Here is a 20,883-nt window from a genome sequence, read left to right on the forward strand (position 1 = left end):
TTCATGATGCCGCTGAGTAACGGCAGATAACCGACTTCATAGAAATTTTCCATTTGCATCGTTGTATCCACTCCTGACCCGACTCTCGATTCTATAACTCTAGCATACACCAAAATTGGCCATTTTCAGAGTCGTAGGGGTGCGGAATGTGAGTTATGCGCAGGCATATCCCGCAGTAACCGAGGGGCTGTTCTCTGTCGGGCTATCCACAAGGGGCAACGACTGAGCTGGGAAAAAATAGAGCGTCTCGCGCCGCTATCGCCAGCCGATCCAGCACGCCGGTTTCGCTGTATGGTAGGCGGTTGGCTGCGCCATGGAGCAACAGCCCGGAGCCAGGGACAATGTACAAGGGACAATGTACAAATGGTCCCGGCTCTGCCATTCCGGGGCTTGAATGCTGATAGAGCACAAAGAATCGAAATGAAAAAAAAGCACTATCCCGGAGGATAGTGCTCTGTTGACTACAATTAACGGCTGTAGAACTCGACGATGACAAAAAGCCTTGATATATAAGGGCTTGCGGGCGTTGTCCGTTCAAGTAGCCCCACTTTTAGCCCCACTCGCCCCAAAAGTCAGACTGCCGCTGAAAGCAGATACCGCCTTCAGTTCATATTCCTTGAACGAGTGGGCGTACACATTGTGGATCATGTCCGGCGTATTGCCTAACCGATCAGCGATTGTTTTGACCGGTATCCCCTGATTGATCAGAATGGTTGCGTGCGTATGGCGGAGGCCATGCGGGCTGATTTCTCTAATCGGTGTTTTTTCTTTTTGAAGTTTCTTAATTATACGCTTGAACGAGTAGAAGGCCATGTTCTCCGCGATCGGCATTCCGTCCTGGAATGAGATGAAGATGAAGTCGTCCTCCTTATCCAGCTTCATGCCGTATGAGAACTTTGTCTCTACACACCACCGTTGATAAGTAAGAAGTTGATTAACCAGCACCTGATCAATTGGGATCGTGCGATAGCTGTTTTTCGTTTTAGGCGTTCTACATCCATATCGGTCGCGGGTACATTCAACCGTCAGTGTATTCTCGTTAAAGTCGATATGCTTCCATCGCAAACCAAGCGCTTCGCCTTTGCGGAGTCCAGTAAAGGCGAGTAATAGAATGAGTGTGTAGTTCGTGATGTTCTCGTATTGCTTGGCTGTTTGCAGAAATAAATCCAGTTCCGCCGCCGTTAGGACGTTCTCCAGCCCGTCGTTGACCTCGACGGTTACTTTTTGGAATCGATTCCGTGGGATGATCTCATCCTCTACGGCTGCGTTAATGGCGATTTTAAACAAGCGATGGAATAGCGCCACCGTCCGGTCGCTATATTTCTGTTTAAGGACATTGATGTACGCCCGGACATACGTTGTCTTGTCCAGAGAGTTGAGCTTGTACTTGCCGAGAAGCGGCTTCATTTGGTACTTGATCGCGTTTTCCCGCTGTTTTCTCGACGTGACTTCCCAGCTGCTGTTGTACGTCTCATACCAGATGTCCAGCCATTGGGCTACGGTCATCTGATTGTGCTCGACTTGCTTTACTTGCCCGTTCAGCAGCGCGGCCTTTACTTCAATCAGCGCCTGCAACGCTTCCTTCTCCGTTACAAGCCCGCTCTCCTTCTTCTCTTTCCGCTTCCCAAGATTATCGTAATACTTGTGTCGGTACAAATAACGCTTATCGCCATTTTTCAGAAAATAATAGTACACTTCATCATGTTTCGTTTTGTGGAGTTCCATACGTATCCATCCTTTTGCGTGGGTAGACGCTCTTGGGGACGGAATAGTTAGGGCATCACCTCCTTTCAGATTCTCTGAAATCGGAACATATGTTTGGTTTTGAGTGTGTAGGAAACCGCCTTACGGCGGGAGACCCCAAGGTATAGGACCCTTAAATTGTTTATATGGCTTAGGTATTATCTGACTGCTTTTTGCTGCGAGCTTTTTTATTCAATTCTTTAGCTTCCCAGAATAGACCTTCAACATAACCCAGGATACGCTGTCTGGACTCTTCGCTCATAGGTTTTCCATCGAACATAAGCTCGGCATCCTGTTCAAGGAATTTTTTGAAATCTAGTTTGTCTTTAGATGTTGCCCAATCAGGGATTGTATTTATCTGAATTTCACCGTCATGGTGTGCCGCTATAGTGTCAGGTTCATTCATGACATCTTGAAGTTCGGCTTCCCTAAATTTTGCATAAGCTACGGCCATTTCAGATTCACTCATCCCTTGTTCTTGGTAGTGGTGTAGCAGTTCCAGGGGGATGTCATCTAGCGGATTGCTGCCGATTTCCTCCAATTTGTATCCAGCTGCTGCAAATAGACTCTCGTCATCAACAATTAACTTATATGGATTGCTACTTGCTAGTTTCTTAACTAAATCTAAAGGCGGCTTTTCAGTAGTAATGCCAAAAGCGTAATTTTCTACTATATCTAAATCTATGCTTGAATCATTGGCGAATTGTTCGCAGGTTCTTTTATTCATGATGATCCTAAATAGCTCCTCAAATCTAGTGAGCTCAAAACCATATAATACTACGTCTACGGATTCTTTGAAGTACTCAGCTACTTTTTGTATTTTATCTATCGATGGTGAACTTTTATCCCAGTTATAGATTGCCCCATTCCCAAAACCAAGCTCCATCCCTAATTTAGGGATAGTTGTGCCTTTCTCTTTGGACAAGCGCTTTATATTTTCTACTATACTCATAATCAACACGCATCCTTCCAAAAGAAAAAAATCTAAATTTTCGATTATAGGTGTTGACCGAATCTATATTTTCGGTTATTATGAGGTCAACAGCTTAATTGGCAGCAAAAAAGGCAATAAAAAACCAGAGGTCAAATGACCCACGTTTAAAAATCGTTCCCCAACGAATTTTATTTGGTTATGCCTTCTTTCCGATAATAGAATATTTTCGGTCGAATGTCAACAATTAAGCTGTGTTTTTACAAAGATTGGGAGGAAGGAGGGGGATGTAAGTGACTCACTACACTGAATTTGGATTGAAAGCAAGGACGATCATGCTTCAAAAGAACATTAAGATGAAGGAATTGGCTGCTGAGCTTGGCGTGTCAGTAACTTATGTATCTGAGATTTTTAAAGGCACACGTGAAGGAGTAAAGCAAAAGCCGGTCATTGCTCAAATACTCGAAATGGAAGCGAGGTAAGCGGAATGGCTGCTCCATTAATTATTCAAGGCGTTCGCGGATACGTGGACGTTGTCGGAACTGCACAGTTGAATCTTGAAGATGTCGCACGAGGACTTGGTTTTATTCAGTCCAAAAACGGCAATGAGTATGTTCGTTGGGAAACAGTGTATGGCTACTTGTCAGAAATCGGATTTTCCCAACAAGTTGGGAAAGACGGATTCATCCCAGAAAATATCTTTTACCGCCTTGCCATGAAAGCCAAAAACGAAGTGGCTGAAGTATTTCAGGCTAAGGTGGCTGACGAAATCCTTCCAGCTATCCGTCAACACGGCGGATACCTTACTCCGGCCAAAATCGAGGAGGTGCTGCTCAACCCCGATACGATCATAGATTTGGCGAAACGTCTGAAGCAGGCGAACGAGGAGAAGGCGAAATTAGCTGCAAAGGTTGAAACGGACAAGCCGAAGGTGATATTTGCTGATTCTGTCGCGGTGAGTAAGACAAGCATACTTGTTAGGGATTTGGCGAAAATCCTAAAGCAAAACGGAGTGGATACCGGCGAGAAGCGTTTGTTTGAAAAACTTAGGGAGGAAGGGTATCTGATTCGCCGGAAAGGCTCTGATTACAATATGCCCACACAGCGCTCAATGGAGATGGGATTGTTCGAAATAAAAGCAACCAGTATTACGCATTCTGATGGTCACGTCACCATCAGCAAAACACCGAAAGTCACTGGTAAAGGGCAAATATACTTCATTAATAGATACAAGTCGTGTGTTAAAGAGATAGCAGCCTTGTGAGCAAAACTTAACAGTACAATGTGCTTCGTGATATTGAAGGATTAGATAGTAGTTCCGATTTTAACGCCCTCAATTTTGAAGTTGTTACTTATATGGATGCTGAAAACGAGGACAAATTGGCAACGCAATTTTGCACAGAATTGAAATAAAGGATGAAGCTTAAACCGGTAGCCTGATTATCGGGCGGAAGGCGGTGAAGAAGATTGCTACAAACAGCAAAAATCAACATTGAAATCGATGAAAAGGCAGTAGCAAGTTTCATTGAGCGTGAATTGCAGAGACAAATCAACCAGCAGTTACTGCTGGTCGACATCAACAAACTCAGCGAGCTGACGTCGATGTCAGTGAGGTATTTGGAAGACGATATTTTGCCTGACCCAAGAGTCAGGATGCATGAGCGCAAGAAGAATCGCAAGCGTTGGTGGTTGGCTCAGCCCACTTTGAAGGCAATCGAAGAAATCGTGAATAGCTGGTAATAAAAAAATCAACGCGTGGGTAGACGCTTTGACAGGAACACGGCTAATTCATTGGCGTAGCAACGCGGTTCTTACGGGAGAACGACTCTCCGCCTTCAAGGAGGAGAGTGGGATTAAGCAGCATGAAAGGAAGTGAACACCCAAATGAAATGGCAGCAAATTATCGTATACGCAAAAATTAACGCCCACGGTGTCCTGGTTGAAGTCAGAGAGAACCTGCCGGAAGGCGTGGATTTCATTCCTTACGTGCCAAAGAAAGGAGAGAAGAAGTGCGATGTCGGACGAGAGGCTGGACAAGCTCGGTGATTATTTTGTCTATCACAGTGTAAATGCACGGTATGGCCTGACATTTGAAGAGTTCGTTGCCCGGGTGCAGCTCGGTACATGGGAGGCTTATCTGGCGGCATGAGAGGAGGGGCTACAAGGTTGGACGGTACATTTTTTTGGATTCAGCAAGTGTGTGACGCTGACGCCTGCAGCACAGGCGGGATGCACAGCTATGCCCGCAAGCTATTTACCATCGAAGATGCTCTGTATGGCTATGAAATGCGAAAAGCTGCCGACCAGGGCAGCTAATCAGAAAAAACAAATCAATTAAGGCCAGTATATCATATTTTTCAATTCATTCAATATAGGAGGACTCATATGTCAATCGAAATTATCATCAAAGGCGATAATGCCGCTCAAGCTCATCAGGAATTTGTTGGTCTGCATGCACTGTTTACTGGCTCAGCCAACGTAGCAGCTCCAGCCGCACAAGAAGTATCCAAGGCAAGCAAACCCCGTCAGGAGCGTTCCAAGTCGGAAACGGTAAAAGAAGAGCCGACTGTCAAGCAGGCGGTGCAGGAGGAGTCCCAAGATGAAAACGCCGCTGGCGGTCCTGTGCCGACTGTTGTGGATCTCCGGGCAAAAGCGCAGGAGGTAGGTGCGAAAGATGGCGGCCGCGCAGCGGTTAAAGCGCTACTTGAGCAATTTAGCAGCAAGTCCATTTCGGATATTCCCGATGGGCAGCGGGTCGCATTTATGGAGGAGTTGGAGGCGTTGCTGTAATGGTGGCGCATGCCCAACGAACACATGCTTTACTCGGCGCATCCAAGGCGGCGCAGTGGATTAACTGCCCGCCCAGTGCCCGGATGCAGGAATCCATTCCAGATACGAGGAGCGAGTACGCCAATGAAGGAGAAGCTGCGCACGAACTGGCCGAGCTCCGGCTGCGTCGGCGCCTGACCATCTGCAATTCAAGTCAGCGTAAAGAATTGGATGACAAGATGGCTCACTTCAAAGAGGTCAGTCCGTACTATGGACCCGAAATGGAGAACGCTGTACAGGATTACGTAGAGCTGGTAGAGGAACGTTTCATGGCAGCGAAAGCTCGGAGTTCTGATGCCGTGCTGCTACTGGAGGAGCGTCTGGATTATTCGGAATGGGTGCCGGATGGGAAAGGGACCGGGGATGTTGTCCTGATTGCTGATGGGGTTCTTGAAGTGATTGACCTGAAATACGGGAAGGGTGTCCCAGTCAGCGCGACAGGTAACCCACAGATGCGGCTTTATGCTCTCGGCGCGTGGTCGGCCTACAGCTACCTTTACGACATTCGTGAGGTTGCCATGACCATCGTACAGCCCCGATTGGACAGTGTCAGCACGGACACCATGCAAATTGATGAGCTACTGGAATGGGCGGAGACAGTGGTCAGGCCTGCTGCAGCTTTGGCTGACGCAGGTGAAGGAGAACACAAAGCCGGAGAGCATTGTCGCTGGTGCAAGGTCAAGGCAACCTGCAGGACCCGCGCTGATGAAAACTTGAAGGCCCTTGCTTATGAGTTTCAGGATCCTGCATTGCTGAGCCTTGATGAGATTGGCTCCATTTTGCACATAGCGCAGCAGCTCAAAGCTTGGGCAGCTGATGTCGAAGATTACGCCTTTGAACAGGCCAAAGCCGGACAACGTATCCCGTCCTGGAAGCTGGTCGAAGGCCGGAGCAACCGGGCCATTACGGACAAGGATACTGCTTGGAAAGTGTTGGAAGAGGCCAAGCTGGAAGCAAATAAATATCTGAAGCCCCGTGAGTTGCTCGGCATTGGTGAGCTGGAGAAGCGGATAGGCAAGAAGGAGCTTGCTGCACTGCTGGATGGTCTGATTGTGAAACCGCTAGGGAAACCGGTGCTTGTGCCGGAGACGGACAGGCGGCCGGAGCTGAACAGCGTGAGTGCTGATTTCGCGGGAGAGGATTTCGGATGACCGAGCAATGGGGCGTCTGGAGTAACTGGTCAAAGAAATGGTGTTTCGGAATCGTTGCCCCAAGTAAAAGCGTTGCTCGCAAGCAGCTTTTCGAGAAAATCGGCAATGATGCTCGTAAATGGCGTTTTGAATACAAGAAGATACCGAATAAACCAACCAAAAGGAGACATGTTCAAATGGCAATCGACAACCAAACAACTAAGGTAATCACAGGAAAGGTACGTCTCTCTTATACTCACGTTTTCGAACCTCAGTCAATCGACGGGGGCGATGCAAAATACAGTACTGCGATTCTCATTCCGAAATCGGACAAGGAAACACTGCGCAAAATCAAAGCTGCTGTTGATGCGGCGAAGGAGCTCGGCAAGAGCAAGTGGGGCGGGAAAATTCCAGCAAACTGCAAAACGCCGCTGCGGGACGGCGACGAAGAGCGTCCGGACGACGAAGCATATGCCGGCCACTACTTCCTGAATGCTTCCAGCAAAAACAAGCCTGGTATTGCAAAGCCCATTGGCAAAGATGCTAACGGTAAGACTAAATTTCAGGAAATCACCGACACCACTGAGGTCTATTCTGGATGTTATGCCAAGGTAAGCCTGAACTTCTTCCCGTTCGATGCGAAAGGGAACCGTGGCATTGCAGCCGGCTTGAATAACATCGTTAAAATACAGGATGGAGACTTCTTGGGCGGCCGAAGCAGCGTAAGCGATGAATTTGCCGACGAAGAGTTTGACAATGACGGCGACGACGAAGATTTTCTGAACTAATACCTTCATAGGGGATTCGGCAACGGGTCCCCTTTCCTATCCAATTTCAGGAGGTTGGCAGTATGAAAAAAGATTTGTTGAACTGGCTCGACACTCAAATTCTCAGCTCGCAGCATGGCAAAGAGATCCAAGCATATTCCACAACAAAAAAATATGTCCGCGGCTTGGATGAGGTAAGCAGCATTAACAGCCTTGCCCATGAAGCACATCAAAACGCTATTGATAAGGGATGGTACGAGGAGCCGCGTACATTTGGTGAGATGATTGCCCTTATGCACTCGGAGCTGTCTGAGGCATTGGAAGACTACCGAAACGGTAGGGGCTTCACGGAGGTTTATTACGAGGGAGACAAGCCTTGCGGCATCCCAACAGAGTTGGCCGACGTTGTTATCCGCATCTTCGACATGTGCGGTTACCTTGGAATCGATTTGGAACAAGCTATTCGCCAGAAGATGGTATTCAACGCGACGCGGCCTGTTCGCCATGGTGGGAAAGTATTATGACCGTCTTGCAAATTGACCTTGAAACCTACTCATCTGTTGACCTGACGAAGTGCGGTGTGTATCGCTACGTCGAATCCCCAGACTTTGAAATCCTTCTATTCGCATACGCATACGGGGATGAACCAGTTCAGGTTGTCGATTTGACCGCTTTTGAAGATTTGCCGGAGAGAGTACGGAATGACCTGACGGATCCGCACGTTCTTAAGACAGCTTTCAACGCAAATTTTGAGAGGACGGCTATTGCCAAGCATTTCGGCATCTATTGTAACCCTTTGGAGTGGTGTTGTACTGCTGTGCATGCTTTGGCACTCGGTTTGCCTGGTTACTTGGAGGGTGTTGCGGAAGTGCTGAAGCTGGACGCCCAGAAGGATAACAAAGGTAAGGCTCTTATCAAATATTTCAGCGTGCCATGCAAGCCGACGAAGGTCAACGGCGGCCGGACACGAAATTATCCGCACCATGACCCCGAGAAGTGGCAGCAGTATATCGAATACAACCGGCAGGATGTTGTCGTGGAGCGCGAGGTGCGGCGTCATCTGGAACGCTTCCCGCTACCGGCACACGAATGGCGTTTGTGGGCGCTTGACCAGACCATTAACGACCGCGGCGTTCGTCTGGATCCGGCATTATACAATGCTGCAATCGCATGCGACGAGCAGTATGAGGTCCGGCTTCTGCAGGAGGCTAAAGAGATAACAGGGCTTGATAACCCAAATAGCCTGCAGCAACTCAAAGCTTGGCTTGCTGAACGCGGGCTGGAGACACCGGACGGCCTTAGCAAGGAGTTTATGTCAGCTCTGCTTGAGGCGGCGCCGGATGAGGAAACACGACGGGTACTGGAAATCCGTCAGGAGATGGGCAAGACCAGTGTGGACAAATTCAATGCCATGCAACGGTCCAGTTGTGCAGATGACCGGGCCCGGGGCTTGCTACAGTTTTGCGGCGCAGGCCGAACGTGGCGGTGGGCAGGTCGGCTGATTCAAGTGCAGAATCTGCCGCAGAACAAAATTGAGGATTTGGCACTGGCGAGGGAAATTCTGCGCAGCGGAGACTTCGAGCTGCTGGAAATGTTATTCGGCGCGCCGCCGTTTGTTCTCAGCCAATTAATCCGGACAGCGTTCATTCCTTCAGATAATAGCCGGTTTATCGTTTCCGACTTCTCCGCCATCGAAGCGCGCGTTATTGCGTGGCTGGCGGACGAGCATTGGGTGCTTGACGTATTTCGCGGACACGGCAAGATTTATGAAGCCACAGCTGCCAACATGTTTAAAGTGCCTTTTGAGACGATTGTGAAAGGTAATGCCAATTACGAGCTGCGGGCAAAGGGGAAGGTAGCAACTTTAGCGTGTGGTTATCAAGGTGGGCCGAATGCGCTGATTGCTATGGGGGCGCTTAAGGGCGGTATAGCTGAGGACGAGCTGCCGGCGCTAGTTAAACAGTGGCGTGCAGCCAACCCGAACATCGTCAAGCTGTGGTATGCCGCTGAGGATGCTGCTGTTACAGCTGTGCGGGAAAGAACGACTGTCAAGCTGGCACATGGTGTCCGTTATCGGTATGAAGCGGGGATGTTATTCGCCGATTTGCCGAGTGGACGGAGTCTTGCATACGTCAATCCGCGGATTAAGCCGGACCCGAATTTCGATAAAGAGGGCCTTGTCTTTGATGGAATGGATCAGGTGAAAAAGAAATGGATGTCGCACCGGACGTACGGCGGCCGGTTGGTGGAGAATTTGGTGCAGGCCATTGCCCGGGATTGTCTGGCCGAGAGCTTGATGCGCCTGGATGCTGAAGGATATGCGACTGCGATGCATGTACATGACGAGGTAGTGCTGGAGGTGCCGTTGGGGACCGGTTCTGTAGAGCATGTAGTTGCCGTGATGAGTAAGCCGATTGATTGGGCACCCGGGCTGCCGCTGGCAGCAGCCGGGTTCGAATGTGATTTTTATATGAAGGATTAAATAGCTAATATCCAATTTCATCAAGATAATCTCTTATATAACCTTTAAGTAAGGCACCTGGAATTTCTGGTATTATTCCACTATTCGTAACGTGTCTTATAGCATCTAGCTCATTTACAGTTGCAGAATCCGAATTATTTATATACTGATTTACGGAATCTTTAATGGCAAGTTCAATCGCGGGCTTTAGTCGATATCTTGAACTGTCGGATACCTTGCCACCATAAGATTTTGGTTCAATTTGCCGCTTTAAAGTTGCAATATCAGTTTGAATTTCCGTAAGTCTTTCAAAAATAAGGTCGGTAGGAGTAACTTCTGTTTCTTCCAGCTTTGCCACTTTGAACTGACCAAAATTTTTAAGAAACGGGGAATGTGTCGTATCCGTTATTGAGTCTTCATATGTTGCTACTACTTTCTTAAGAAGAGTGATCTTAAAATCTTTAATTTTTGCAAATCTTAAATCCCTTGGATATTCAATGTGCTCAATACCGCCTGTATCAAATGAGTAATTGGTCTTGTCATCCTTAATTATGATAGTGGGTTTATCGAACGCCAGTCGCATACCTAATTCAAACATCACATTTGGGTTCTTGCAGCTTACATCACATATCACAATATCAGAAGTGTAGAGCCCCTGAACTATTCTTTTGTGAATAAGTCCGCTACTATCAGATTCGCTAACGATGCGAGTTTCAAAATGGTATTTTTCGTGGTTTGTAAGAGCCTCGATAATAATGGATTTTACTTCAATCCAATGATCGGGCCCGCAATTATCAATCAGTGCAATAGGCATTACCAAACCAACCTGTATCGTCTGTTTCTCAGATGATCCATTCATGGAGACTTCTCCCTTTTCTTAGAATAGATCAATTTTAAAGGACAAGAAGTCCATTGTAAATACTTTACAGAAGGGAGACGTTCTAATTGAACTCGTGTTTTTCAGAAATTTTCATAGATAACTTCGCCGGTGGGGGCGGGGCATCAACCGGGATTGAACTGGCGATTGGCCGTAGCGTGGATGCTGCGATAAATCATGACCCAGCGGCAATCGCTATGCACGAAGCGAATCACCCTGACACAAAGCATTATTGCGAGTCGGTCTGGGACGTCCATCCCTTGGAGGTCACCAGAGGACGGCCGGTGGCGCTTTGCTGGCTCTCACCGGATTGCACCCATCACAGTAAAGCCCGAGGTGGAAAGCCGCGAAAGAAAGGCATCAGGGGGCTTGCCTGGGTAGCGGTTCGCTGGGCAGCAACAGCACGTCCTCGGGTGATTATGCTCGAAAATGTTGAAGAATTTCAGGATTGGGGGCCTCTAGATGAATACGGTAAGCCGATCAAGTCGCAGAAAGGTCGGACATTCCGCTCATTCGTTAACGCTCTGAAGCGGCAAGGCTATGAAGTAGAATGGCGCATCTTGAAAGCTTGCGATTATGGTGCGCCGACGATTCGCAAACGATTGTTCATGATAGCTCGGAGAGACGGGCGCCCGATTGTCTGGCCGGAGCCTACACATGTGCCTGTCACGAAGCCCTTCAAAATCACGACCGGTGGCCTGCTACCGTACAGACGAGCAGCTGATATCATCGATTGGTCGATTCCGGTTCCCTCCATATTCGGGCGGAAGCGTGAACTGGCTGATAACACAAAGCGCCGGATTGCCCGCGGAATCGACAAGTTCATCTTGCAGGTGGCTGCAGCTGGTGGGGCGCCTTTCATGGCCCCGTACCTGGTTAACGTGAATCATGGTGGAGAGGACTTTCGCGGGCAAGGACTCGACAAGCCACTTCAAACAATTACCGGGAAGAATGGGATAGGGCTGGCTACTCCATATATTGTTCGAATCGGACAGACCAACTACGGAAGTGACCGGCTTCAGTATGGGCTTAACCAGCCCCTTACAACTATCACGACAAAGGGGGAGCATATGCTCGCATGTGCAAACCTGATCCAATACCATAGCGAGACGCAGCGACATGAGGTTCGAGGCCAGACACTTGACCAGCCAATTATGACACTAGATACATCAAACCGTTATGGTCTTGTGTTGAGTCATCTAATCAAATTCCGTGGTGAAAATATCGGTAGCGCCATGACTGACCCAGTCCCAACTATCACGGCCGGAGGTATGCACATCGGTGCTGTCTACGCCTTCATGGTCGCTTACTATGGCAGCAGTATCGGGCAGGAGTTGCAAGAACCACTCGGCACAGTAACGACTCATGACCGGTTCGGTTTGGTGCTCGTCCGTATCCGGGGCGTAGATTACGTAATAGTCGATATTGGTATGCGTATGTTGACGCCGAGGGAGCTTTACAGAGCGCAGGGATTTCCAGAATCGTACATTATTAATCTCGTATTTAACGGAAAGCCTTTTACGCAGGCTGAGCAAGTCGCAAAATGCGGTAATTCAGTAGCTCCGGTCATTCCGGCAGCCCTTGTCAGAGCGAATCTCCCAGAACACTGCATCCCTAAATATACCGATCGATTCTCTTGGGAGGAGATGCTCGCATGAACGAAGCTGAGATGATTGCCAGTCATCTTGAAAACGGGAGCCTTTCCGCGAATCAGGCGAAACTGCTAACCGCCTATTTCAACTGCGATAGAAGCTCGGTCAAGACGGCGGAAGTATTGGGGGTACCGCCCCGGTCGGTACGGCAGTCTTTGACAGCCATGGTACGGCGGAGAGTGGTCCGGCAGGTAGCAAAGCAAAGAGTGTATGAAATGATGGCGCCGGAGTGTAAGCCAAAAGAACCGGAATTTATCATATCCGACTTCCAGCGAGATTGGATGCTGGACAATTACAAGCGCTATCGCCGCAATCGGTCAGAGGCCGCCCGGATACTTGGCTGCAGCCGGACGGACATTTGTCAGATGGCGATTATGTTAAAAATCGACTCGTAACAAAATGAATATCTAGCGTACTAGGAGGAATTGAGCATGAACGATGAAGTGAACTGGAAGGCTTACGAAATGTACTGCATTGCTTGCTGTCAGAACAGAATGAGTCCGTTAAGTTTTGAAAAATGGTTGTTCCTTGTTTCGGATGACGATGCAACATCATGAATACGGAAGGACATGGGACAATGGAAGAGCAACAGCGCAAAACGGATAGGGAGATTCTAAGGGAAAACGGATGCCCGTCGTTCATTCTTAACATGATGGACGATGAAGAATGTACGGCCATGAGAGTAGTCAAACATCCAGAATACGACGAACAAGTTGAATATTAAGTAACCCCGTAAGAGATTTACTTAAGGAAGTGACGAGCATGGAACTGGATATTAGTTTCGGAAAGCACCACGCCGACACAAATTGGAAGCCGGAGTATCTGACATGGGAAGAGTTTGTCGATCGTCTCCGGAAGGTGCGGCGGACAGCAGAGACGATGGCGCAGTATGACACGATGAACGTCGCAGACAAAGGCAAAGTGAAGGACGGGTCCGCTTTCGTTGGCGGGCTTGTCCGAGGCGGTCGGCGCAAAAAAGAGAATGTAGATACCCGCAGCCTGATTACACTCGACGCGGATTTTGCTGACGACAGTTTCCTGTTCACCTGCGAGCTCGTTCTGGGTGGTACAGCTTATGTTATCTATTCCACACATAGCCACCGTCCAGCGAAACCGAAGTACCGGCTCATCATTCCGGTTGACCGCGCCATGACGCCGGACGAATACACGGCCGTCAGCCGGAAGCTGGCCGAGCAAATCGGCATGCGGTATTTTGACAAGACGACGTTCCACATTCACCGGCTGATGTACCTTCCGAGCTGCAGCAAGGACGCGGAGCCGGTGCTGGAGGTCTATGAAGGAGATCCGGTCAGCGTTGACAGCGTGCTAGCAGAGTACGATGACTGGTCAGACGTAGCGGCGTGGCCGCGTCATCCGGATGAGGTCAAGGCGCTTCGGGTATCAGCTACCCGTGCACAGGATCCACGTGAGAAATTTGGCACGATAGGGTTATTCTGCCGAGCGTTCACCATTGAGGAGGGCATTGACACTTTCCTCTCCGATGTATACCACACGGGGACGATGCCAAACCGTTACACCTACGCTCACGGCACATCCGCCAACGGGCTGGAGATATATCCGGAACAGGACTTGGCCTATTCGCATCAGGACAGCGATCCGGTTGCTGACGGCCGGACCTATAACCTATTCGACCTTGTTCGGGTGCATAAGTTTGGGCATCTGGACGAACGGGTCAAGGAGCATACGCCAGATGCTAAAAAGCCGAGTCACATGGCTATGGAGCATTGGATAATCAAGCTGCCAGAAGTGAAAAAGCTTGCTCTTGCTGAACGACAGGCGGATTTCGCGGACTTTGGAGATATGGTAGAGGCTGATGCTATGGCAGGCAGCTTAGAAGACGATGACCTAGAGGACGACGACTGGGAGACAGAGCTGGAGATCCACAACAAGACCAGTCTGCCTTTGCCGACGGCCGGCAATGTGGAACTGTTGCTGGAACATGGGCCTTGGCGTGGTGTCCTGGCCTATGACGCTTTCGGCAATACGGAGGTTGTTCGGCGCCCGCTACCGTGGCGTGATCTGGAACGCGTTGGTCGTTCTTATGAACCTTGGCTGGGGGCCGATGATAAGCGTCTACAGCACTGGTTTTCCAAAATACACGGAATCAACAGCGGGAAGACCATCCAGAACGCCTTTACGGAGATTGTCCACCGGAACACGTTTCATCCAATTAAAGCGTATATCGAGAGTGCAGAATGGGACGGTGTGGAACGGGCAGAGCGGCTATTCACTGTCTACCTGGGTGCGGCTGACACGCATTATGTCCGGCAAATAACGCGGAAAATGCTGCTTGCGGCTGTGTCACGGCTCTATCGTCCTGGATGTAAGTTTGATCAGATGCTTGTCCTTGTGGGTCCACAGGGGGCCGGGAAAAGCTCATTGCTGGCAAAGCTGGGCAGGGAATGGTTCTCGGATAGCCTGCGGACGTTCGAGAACAAAGAGGCGGGGGAGCATCTGCAGAGCGGTTGGATATTTGAAATAGGCGAGTTATCGGCCATGAAGAGGACAGAAGTCGAAGAGGTGAAGGCATTCTTGTCCAAGACCGAGGACCGTTATCGGGTGGCCTATGACCGTCAGGTGAGTGAGTTTCCGCGGAAGTGCGTCTTCTTCGGGACCACGAACACACGGGAGTTTCTAAGAGATGCAACCGGAAACCGCCGTTTTTGGCCGGTTGAGGTTCTGCCGGAGCGCGCGGAGCTCAGTCATTGGGACCATTTAAGCGACGATGAGGTCTGCCAAATCTGGGCGGAGGTATTGAGCTGGTTCAAGGCGGGGGAATCCTTGGAGCTTGACAGCGAGGCCCGTATGGAGGCGGAGCGGCAGCAGGCAGCACATATGGAGAGTGACCCGCGGGAGGGGCTTATTCAGGAATGGCTGGAGTCCGAGGAGCTGGATGAGCTGGACCGCCCGACAGGCCAGACACGTCGGCGCGTGTGTGCAGCCCAAATATGGGCCGAATGTCTTGGGAAAAAGCGTGGGGACATGAAGCCTTGGGATGGAAAAGATATCATGGATATTTTACGCCGCATACCAGGTTGGGCGGAGCGGACCGGGAAAGCAAAAGTATCTGGATATGGCGTTCAAAGAGTTTTTGAGCGGTTGCCGTAAATGGTTGCCGAGAGGTTGCCAAGGTTGCCGTAAGTAGGGTTAAGCGGTTGCCATAGTTGCCGTAAGGTTGCCCGAAAAATGATTTTACGGCAATCGCGAAACCCCATACGCACCAAGGATTGGCGGTTACGGTTGCCGAAGTTGCCGTAAATTTAATAGTAATAGTAGATGTAGTAATTAACTATATAGCGACTATGGTTAAATAGGGATTCTAACAGTACGTGTGTGTAGAAGGCAAAACGGCAAACGATAGGAGGGTTAATAGATGCCTAGAAATGACATAGATTCTGTTGCAGATATCGTGGCCTTATTTTTGGCCGATGGTCCGAAACCATACGATGTGGTCAAGGCCCATTGTTCAAAATTAGGCATTACTCGAACAGAGCTTAAGGCAGCACGGAAGGTCTTGAACGTGAAGACAATCAATACTGGGAGCACATGGCTTTGGGAGGTACCAGATCCGGAGGATGATATCGGTGCGTGAATCAATCTTGGAACGAAGACTGGTCCGAGAAGTGAAACGAGTGGGAGGGTTGGCGCCTAAGTGGGTGTCGCCAGGAAACCGAGGAGTACCGGACCGTTTGGTCATTTTGCCAAATGGCCGGACTGTATATGTCGAGATGAAGGCACCAGGAAAGCAACTTGACCCGCTGCAGGTACGGTGGGCAAAAAAGTTATTGGGGCTTGGACATCAACACTACAAAATCGATTCGAACGAAGATATTGACCGGTTCATAGCGGAGGTGATGCCAAAATGAAGTTCATCCCACATGAGTATCAGGAATACGCAACACAGCGTATTTTGGACACGCGATTTATTGCATTGTTGCTGGAGATGGGCTTGGGTTAGCAAGACTGTATCTACGCTGACCGCCATAGACATGTTGTTGAATGACTACTATGATGCCGGCCGCGTGCTTGTCATCGCCCCGTTGCGGGTTGCTGATGATACCTGGGCCCGCGAGGTTGAGAAGTGGGACCATCTGAAGCACTTGAAAATCAGCAAAGTACTGGGCAGCGCAGAGCAGCGCCGCCGGGCACTGAAAGCTGATGCAGACATTTGGGTGATTAACCGGGAGAATGTTGAATGGCTGGTAGGTGAGTACGGTAGCAAATGGCCGTTTGACACTGTCGTTATCGATGAGTTGAGCAGCTTTAAGAATCAGCAATCCAAGCGCTTCAAAGCGTTGCGCCGGGTCCGGCCGATGATGAAACGAGTTATCGGATTAACCGGTACACCGGCACCCAATAGCTTGATGGACCTATGGCCGCAAATTTACTTGCTGGACCAAGGGGAGCGGCTGGGCAAGACGATAACAGGCTTCCGCGATCGATATTTCACTCCCGGTGCCCGCAGCGGACATGTCGTGTATGACTGGAAACAGAAAAAAGAGTCCGAAGAGCGGATTTACGAGGCGATAGGTGATATCGCAGTCAGCATGAAGGCTGAGGATTGGCTGGATTTGCCTGAACGGATTGACCGCATCGTCCCGGTCAGAATGACAGGGAAAGCCCGGGACCTGTACGAAAAACTGGAAGAGGATTTGCTTCTGCCGTTTGCAGATGCAGATGTCGTAGCAAACACGGCAGCTGTCTTGAGCAATAAACTGCTGCAAATGGCCTCTGGCGCCGTCTATGACGAAGAACGCGGCGTTAAACTGATACACGAGGCCAAACTGGATGCGCTGGAGGACATCGTTGAGGCAGCACAGGGTAAGCCGGTCATGGTGTTTTACAATTTCCAGCACAGCTTGAGCCGGATCCAACAACGATTCCCGCAAGCCCGCATCTTGCGGAAAGGTAAGGACGGGAACGAGGATATAAGAGCTTGGAACAATGACGAGATCCCGCTTCTGTTGCTTCATCCGAAGTCGGCCGGCCACGGACTTAATCTGCAGGAATCAAGCTGCCAGACGGTTGTATGGTTCGACCAGATTTGGAGTCTGGAGGAGGACCAGCAGGCGAATGCCCGGGTACATCGGCAGGGCCAGACCAGAAGCATCGTTATCATGCGATTAGTTGCTGAGGGCACCATGGACGAGGAGGCGGTAGCTGCATTGGAGCAAAAAGCTGCGGGACAGGAAGAACTGATGCAGGCCGTGAAGGCCCGAATTGATAAAATCAAAGGACGGTGAGCCGAATGGGAGCACAAAAGTCACAAGAGCACAGCGTGATTGAACACCTGAAAGAGTACAAACGCATCCTTGGCCGGATCCGGATATTGGAGCGGCAGCCAATCGGCAACGGCATGTACCTGTCCGCGGTATACGGGGATGATAAGCTGCAGGCGCTGCATCGCCAACTGCGCGATATGCCGTCATACATGTACTTGTCTAAGCGTGAGCAGCAGCTTGAGACCACGGCGCATGCTTACCTGGAGCGGTATCCATTGGGTACGAGGAGTCAGCTGCACGAGGTTACCGGGCTGAAAGGGCTTGATGATGAGGACGAGAAGACGCTGAGGGAGCTGCAGCAGAAAATCCAGCGAGTGCTGGAAGCCCGCACCGGGACAGCTGAGGGATTCGAAGCTGTGATTGAACGGATGTCCGAGCTGCAGGACCTGAAGGTGCAGGCAGCATACTACGAGCAAGTCTTCGAGGTGCTGGGCGAGTACAATCAGCAGTACGCCCAGGCGCTTCGGCTACAGTATGTGGACGGCCTGTCCTCTCAAGAGATTATCCGAACGATGGGCTTATCACAGACAGTTTATTATTCACTTCGCAAGAGAGCGCTACAGGAATTCGCGGAGCTGACGCAAAATCAGAAATAATTCAGTAAAAATCCAGTAAAAAATCAGTAAAAATTCAGGAACATTTGTTCGAAATTCCGTGCTATAATGCTAGTATGGAATAATTGTAAAGTAGGCAAAACGACATGAGGGTGCCCATTTTAAGGCGTCCTTTGTCATTCTCGGAGGAGGAGGGAGACCATGTTTTATAAATCGACCAAATGGCTTCGCAAGCGTGAAACGGTGCTTCGGCGTGACGAATATTTGTGTCAGGAGTGCAAGCGATATGGACGCAGCACATCGGCGACGACTGTACACCACGCGCACCCGCTGGAGCAGTATCCGGAGTTTAAGCTGGTCAGTGAAAATCTGGTCAGCTTTTGTGGCGCGTGTCACGATACGATGCATAACCGAACAACGGACGAATTGACGGAAGCAGGGGAGCGATGGAAGGCAAGGGTATCCCCCCTCCTCCAAGCTAAGGGATACAACGTTTAAGGGACCGGGCTGGGGAGCCTTTTCCAATAGTGCGGCCACAGGAAATTTTTTTTGGGAGGTGAGAGGCATGGCAAGCGTACCGACAAAGGAAACAATTAAACGCCGGACAATCGAGGATATGAAAAAGCTAGGAGTCCATAAAACCCAGTACAATCGCATAATCGACATGTATTCTGAGCTGGTGTATCAGTATTTAGTGCTCAACAAAAAGTTCGAGGACGAGGGCTACGAGTACGAAACCTATACCGCCGCTGGCGGTGCAAAAAAAGCGCCGATTGTTGCAACTCTGGAGTCGTTGCGCAAGGATATATTGGCATACTCCGATCGGCTGTGCCTCAACCCCAAGGCGCTTGAAACCGTGACTGTGGAAAAGCAGCAACAATCCACATTGGCTGCGGCGCTGAGTGCGATGGATGGCGACTAAGCCAAAACACTATGACACCGTAATGGAGTATGCCAACAGCGTCGTGGAGGGTAGAAAAGTCGCCAACCGTGAGACGATCCAGATGTGTCGCAGATTTTTGCGGGACATAGAGAACGAAAAGTGGGACTTCAATCCGAAAGACGCTGAATTTGTCATAGGAATCATTGAGAAGACATTCGTCCACCAAAAGGGCGAGGACATGGAGGGCCATCCGTTACGAGGACGGCCTTTTTTGTTGCAGCCGTGGCAAAAATTTGTGGTTTACAATCTGCTCGGCTTTTTCCAGAAAGGCACCAAGCTGCGCCGCTTCAAGGAAGCGTTTATTATGCTGCCACGAAAGCAAGGCAAGACGCCGTTTATGTCTGCCTTGTCATGGGGGCTTGGTTTACTGGAGCGACGCTCAGGCGCGGAAATTGTCATTGTTGGTGCGCAGCTCAAACAAGCGCTACAAAGCTTTAACTTTTTGCTTTACAACATCCGTAACATGGGTGAGGAAAAAAGCTTTCGCATCTTGGATAACAATCAGGAGCACAGCATCAGCGGGGAGCTGCCAGGTGGGTATATGCGCATCGAGACGATTGCTGGCAACAGCGACAGGATGGACTCGCTAAATACGCTCATTCAGATACTGGACGAGCTACACCTTTATCGGAGTGCAAGCCAATACAATACGATCAAAGAATCCGGCAAAGCATACCGCAACAGCCTTTGCATAGGCATCACAACCGCTGGCGATAACATGGCGAGCTTTTGCTATAACCGCAAGGTCTACGCTCGCAAAGTACTGGATGGTACTGTCACGGATGATCAACTGTTCGTGTTTATCGCTAAAGCCGATGTTAACCCGGAAACGGGGGACGTGGATTACACGAACCCGATTGAACATGAAAAGGCCAACCCGAATTATAACGTATCAGTGTCCGGCCAAGAACTGCTCAACGATGCAATGCAGGCGCAAAATGACCCCCAGCAACGCAAATCGTTCCTTGCCAAGTCGCTGAATATCTACACGTCAGCGATGAAAGCATATTTCAGCATCGACGAGTTCCGGACAAGTGACAGTAAGTATACATGGACGCTCAAGGATCTGCTCAAGCTGCCCATCGATTGGTTTGGTGGGGCCGACCTATCCCGCATGCACGACTTAACGGCTGCGGCGCTGTATGGTCACTACAACGGTGTGGACATCATCATATCTCACGCATGGTTCCCAATTGTGGCGGCTGCTCAAAAAGCGGACGAAGATAACATACCGCTGTTTGGCTGGCGAGATGATGGGCTGCTGTCTATGTGTAACACACCTACGGTCAACTATGACGATGTAATCAAATGGTTTGTGGAACTCAAAACGATGGGATTTAAAATCAAACAGATTGGTTTCGACCGTAAATTCGGACGAGAGTTTTATTTAGGCATGAAGCGCAAAGGATTCAGTGTTGTGGATCAGCCACAGTATTTTTATAAAAAGTCAGAAGGCTTTCGGCGTATTGAGAAATCTGCGAAGGATGGTAATTTGTACTACATGCATTCACAGGCGTTTGAATATTGCCTGCAAAATGTGCATGCAATTGAAAAAACGGACGACATGGTGCAGTTCGAAAAAATCATGCCTGAGATGCGGATTGATATTTTCGATGCTTCCGTTTTCGCAGCAGTGCAAATGCTGGAAAACATGACGAAGGCATCGGAGGCGAACAGTTGGCTTAACAACTAA

23 protein-coding genes and 1 pseudogene are annotated in these 20,883 nt (G+C 49.6%); 21 read left to right on the forward strand and 3 right to left on the reverse strand.

All coding sequences use genetic code 11. The features are described from left to right. Window positions 1–534 precede the first annotated feature (534 nt). Window positions 535–1,725 (reverse strand): tyrosine-type recombinase/integrase, encoded by a 1,191-nt coding sequence (locus WBG83_RS15500; RefSeq protein WP_336746076.1) that lies wholly within the window; start codon window positions 1,723–1,725, stop codon window positions 535–537. 169 nt (window positions 1,726–1,894) lie between these two features. Continuing rightward, complete coding sequence (locus WBG83_RS15505; protein ID WP_336746077.1) at window positions 1,895–2,695, reverse strand: helix-turn-helix domain-containing protein; 801 nt, start codon at window positions 2,693–2,695, stop codon at window positions 1,895–1,897. 272 nt (window positions 2,696–2,967) lie between these two features. Between WBG83_RS15505 and WBG83_RS15510 the strand changes: the two genes are divergently transcribed. From WBG83_RS15510 to WBG83_RS15555, 10 genes are all read left to right on the forward strand, one after another. Beyond that, window positions 2,968–3,156 carry a helix-turn-helix domain-containing protein gene (locus WBG83_RS15510; RefSeq protein ID WP_336746078.1) on the forward strand — a complete coding sequence of 63 codons (189 nt, stop codon included), beginning with the start codon at window positions 2,968–2,970 and terminating at the stop codon, window positions 3,154–3,156. Between the two features lie 5 nt (window positions 3,157–3,161). Then, on the forward strand, window positions 3,162–3,938 hold the full coding sequence (locus WBG83_RS15515; RefSeq protein WP_336746079.1) for a phage antirepressor KilAC domain-containing protein: 777 nt from the start codon (window positions 3,162–3,164) through the stop codon (window positions 3,936–3,938). A 203-nt stretch (window positions 3,939–4,141) separates the two neighbouring features. After that, on the forward strand, window positions 4,142–4,414 hold the full coding sequence (locus WBG83_RS15520; RefSeq protein WP_336746080.1) for a hypothetical protein: 273 nt from the start codon (window positions 4,142–4,144) through the stop codon (window positions 4,412–4,414). Between the two features lie 274 nt (window positions 4,415–4,688). Continuing rightward, entirely contained in the window at window positions 4,689–4,823 is a 135-nt protein-coding gene (locus WBG83_RS15525) for a hypothetical protein (RefSeq protein ID WP_336746081.1), read from the forward strand. A 17-nt stretch (window positions 4,824–4,840) separates the two neighbouring features. Then, window positions 4,841–4,990, forward strand: coding sequence for a hypothetical protein (locus tag WBG83_RS15530; RefSeq protein ID WP_336746082.1), 150 nt, complete (start codon window positions 4,841–4,843; stop codon window positions 4,988–4,990). 69 nt (window positions 4,991–5,059) lie between these two features. After that, a complete protein-coding gene (locus tag WBG83_RS15535; protein WP_336746083.1) occupies window positions 5,060–5,464 on the forward strand; it encodes a hypothetical protein in 405 nt (134 codons plus the stop codon). Next, complete coding sequence (locus WBG83_RS15540; RefSeq protein WP_336746084.1) at window positions 5,464–6,654, forward strand: DUF2800 domain-containing protein; 1,191 nt, start codon at window positions 5,464–5,466, stop codon at window positions 6,652–6,654. Before WBG83_RS15535 ends, WBG83_RS15540 begins: the two co-directional genes overlap by 1 nt. A gap of 176 nt (window positions 6,655–6,830) precedes the next feature. Next, entirely contained in the window at window positions 6,831–7,421 is a 591-nt protein-coding gene (locus tag WBG83_RS15545) for a DUF2815 family protein (protein ID WP_336746186.1), read from the forward strand. Between the two features lie 62 nt (window positions 7,422–7,483). After that, window positions 7,484–7,924, forward strand: coding sequence for a hypothetical protein (locus WBG83_RS15550; protein ID WP_336746085.1), 441 nt, complete (start codon window positions 7,484–7,486; stop codon window positions 7,922–7,924). Beyond that, a complete protein-coding gene (locus tag WBG83_RS15555) occupies window positions 7,921–9,882 on the forward strand; it encodes a DNA polymerase (RefSeq protein WP_336746086.1) in 1,962 nt (653 codons plus the stop codon). The genes WBG83_RS15550 and WBG83_RS15555 overlap by 4 nt, the downstream gene beginning before the upstream one ends. A 4-nt stretch (window positions 9,883–9,886) precedes the next feature. Here the strand turns inward: WBG83_RS15555 and WBG83_RS15560 are convergent, their stop codons facing one another. Next, complete coding sequence (locus WBG83_RS15560) at window positions 9,887–10,720, reverse strand: hypothetical protein (RefSeq protein WP_336746087.1); 834 nt, start codon at window positions 10,718–10,720, stop codon at window positions 9,887–9,889. Between the two features lie 86 nt (window positions 10,721–10,806). Here WBG83_RS15560 and WBG83_RS15565 point away from each other — a divergent pair, with 86 nt between their 5' ends. From WBG83_RS15565 to WBG83_RS15615, 11 genes and pseudogenes are all read left to right on the forward strand, one after another. Continuing rightward, entirely contained in the window at window positions 10,807–12,396 is a 1,590-nt protein-coding gene (locus WBG83_RS15565; RefSeq protein ID WP_336746088.1) for a DNA cytosine methyltransferase, read from the forward strand. Then, the gene (locus WBG83_RS15570; RefSeq protein WP_336746089.1) at window positions 12,393–12,785 is read left to right on the forward strand and encodes a hypothetical protein; all 393 of its coding nucleotides are present in this window, start codon (window positions 12,393–12,395) and stop codon (window positions 12,783–12,785) included. The genes WBG83_RS15565 and WBG83_RS15570 overlap by 4 nt, the downstream gene beginning before the upstream one ends. A gap of 36 nt (window positions 12,786–12,821) precedes the next feature. Then, window positions 12,822–12,947 (forward strand): hypothetical protein, encoded by a 126-nt coding sequence (locus tag WBG83_RS15575; RefSeq protein WP_336746090.1) that lies wholly within the window; start codon window positions 12,822–12,824, stop codon window positions 12,945–12,947. A gap of 205 nt (window positions 12,948–13,152) precedes the next feature. After that, the gene (locus WBG83_RS15580; protein ID WP_336746091.1) at window positions 13,153–15,519 is read left to right on the forward strand and encodes a virulence-associated E family protein; all 2,367 of its coding nucleotides are present in this window, start codon (window positions 13,153–13,155) and stop codon (window positions 15,517–15,519) included. Between the two features lie 265 nt (window positions 15,520–15,784). Then, window positions 15,785–16,003, forward strand: a complete 219-nt coding sequence (locus tag WBG83_RS15585) for a hypothetical protein (RefSeq protein WP_336746093.1) — start codon at window positions 15,785–15,787, stop codon at window positions 16,001–16,003. After that, window positions 15,996–16,277: a VRR-NUC domain-containing protein gene (locus WBG83_RS15590; RefSeq protein WP_336746094.1), complete on the forward strand. Its 282-nt coding sequence runs from the start codon at window positions 15,996–15,998 to the stop codon at window positions 16,275–16,277. The genes WBG83_RS15585 and WBG83_RS15590 overlap by 8 nt, the downstream gene beginning before the upstream one ends. After that, window positions 16,274–17,654, forward strand: a pseudogene (locus WBG83_RS15595) (DEAD/DEAH box helicase). Before WBG83_RS15590 ends, WBG83_RS15595 begins: the two are co-directional and overlap by 4 nt. Before the next feature lie 5 nt (window positions 17,655–17,659). Next, entirely contained in the window at window positions 17,660–18,289 is a 630-nt protein-coding gene (locus WBG83_RS15600) for an RNA polymerase subunit sigma-24 (RefSeq protein ID WP_336746095.1), read from the forward strand. Between the two features lie 159 nt (window positions 18,290–18,448). Then, window positions 18,449–18,745, forward strand: a complete 297-nt coding sequence (locus tag WBG83_RS15605; RefSeq protein ID WP_336746096.1) for an HNH endonuclease — start codon at window positions 18,449–18,451, stop codon at window positions 18,743–18,745. A 67-nt stretch (window positions 18,746–18,812) separates the two neighbouring features. Continuing rightward, window positions 18,813–19,169, forward strand: coding sequence for a P27 family phage terminase small subunit (locus WBG83_RS15610; protein ID WP_336746097.1), 357 nt, complete (start codon window positions 18,813–18,815; stop codon window positions 19,167–19,169). Beyond that, window positions 19,159–20,883, forward strand: coding sequence for a terminase large subunit (locus WBG83_RS15615; RefSeq protein WP_336746098.1), 1,725 nt, complete (start codon window positions 19,159–19,161; stop codon window positions 20,881–20,883). Before WBG83_RS15610 ends, WBG83_RS15615 begins: the two co-directional genes overlap by 11 nt.

The organism is Paenibacillus sp. y28, assembly GCF_037137075.1.
Lineage (GTDB): Bacteria > Bacillota > Bacilli > Paenibacillales > NBRC-103111 > JBBBNV01.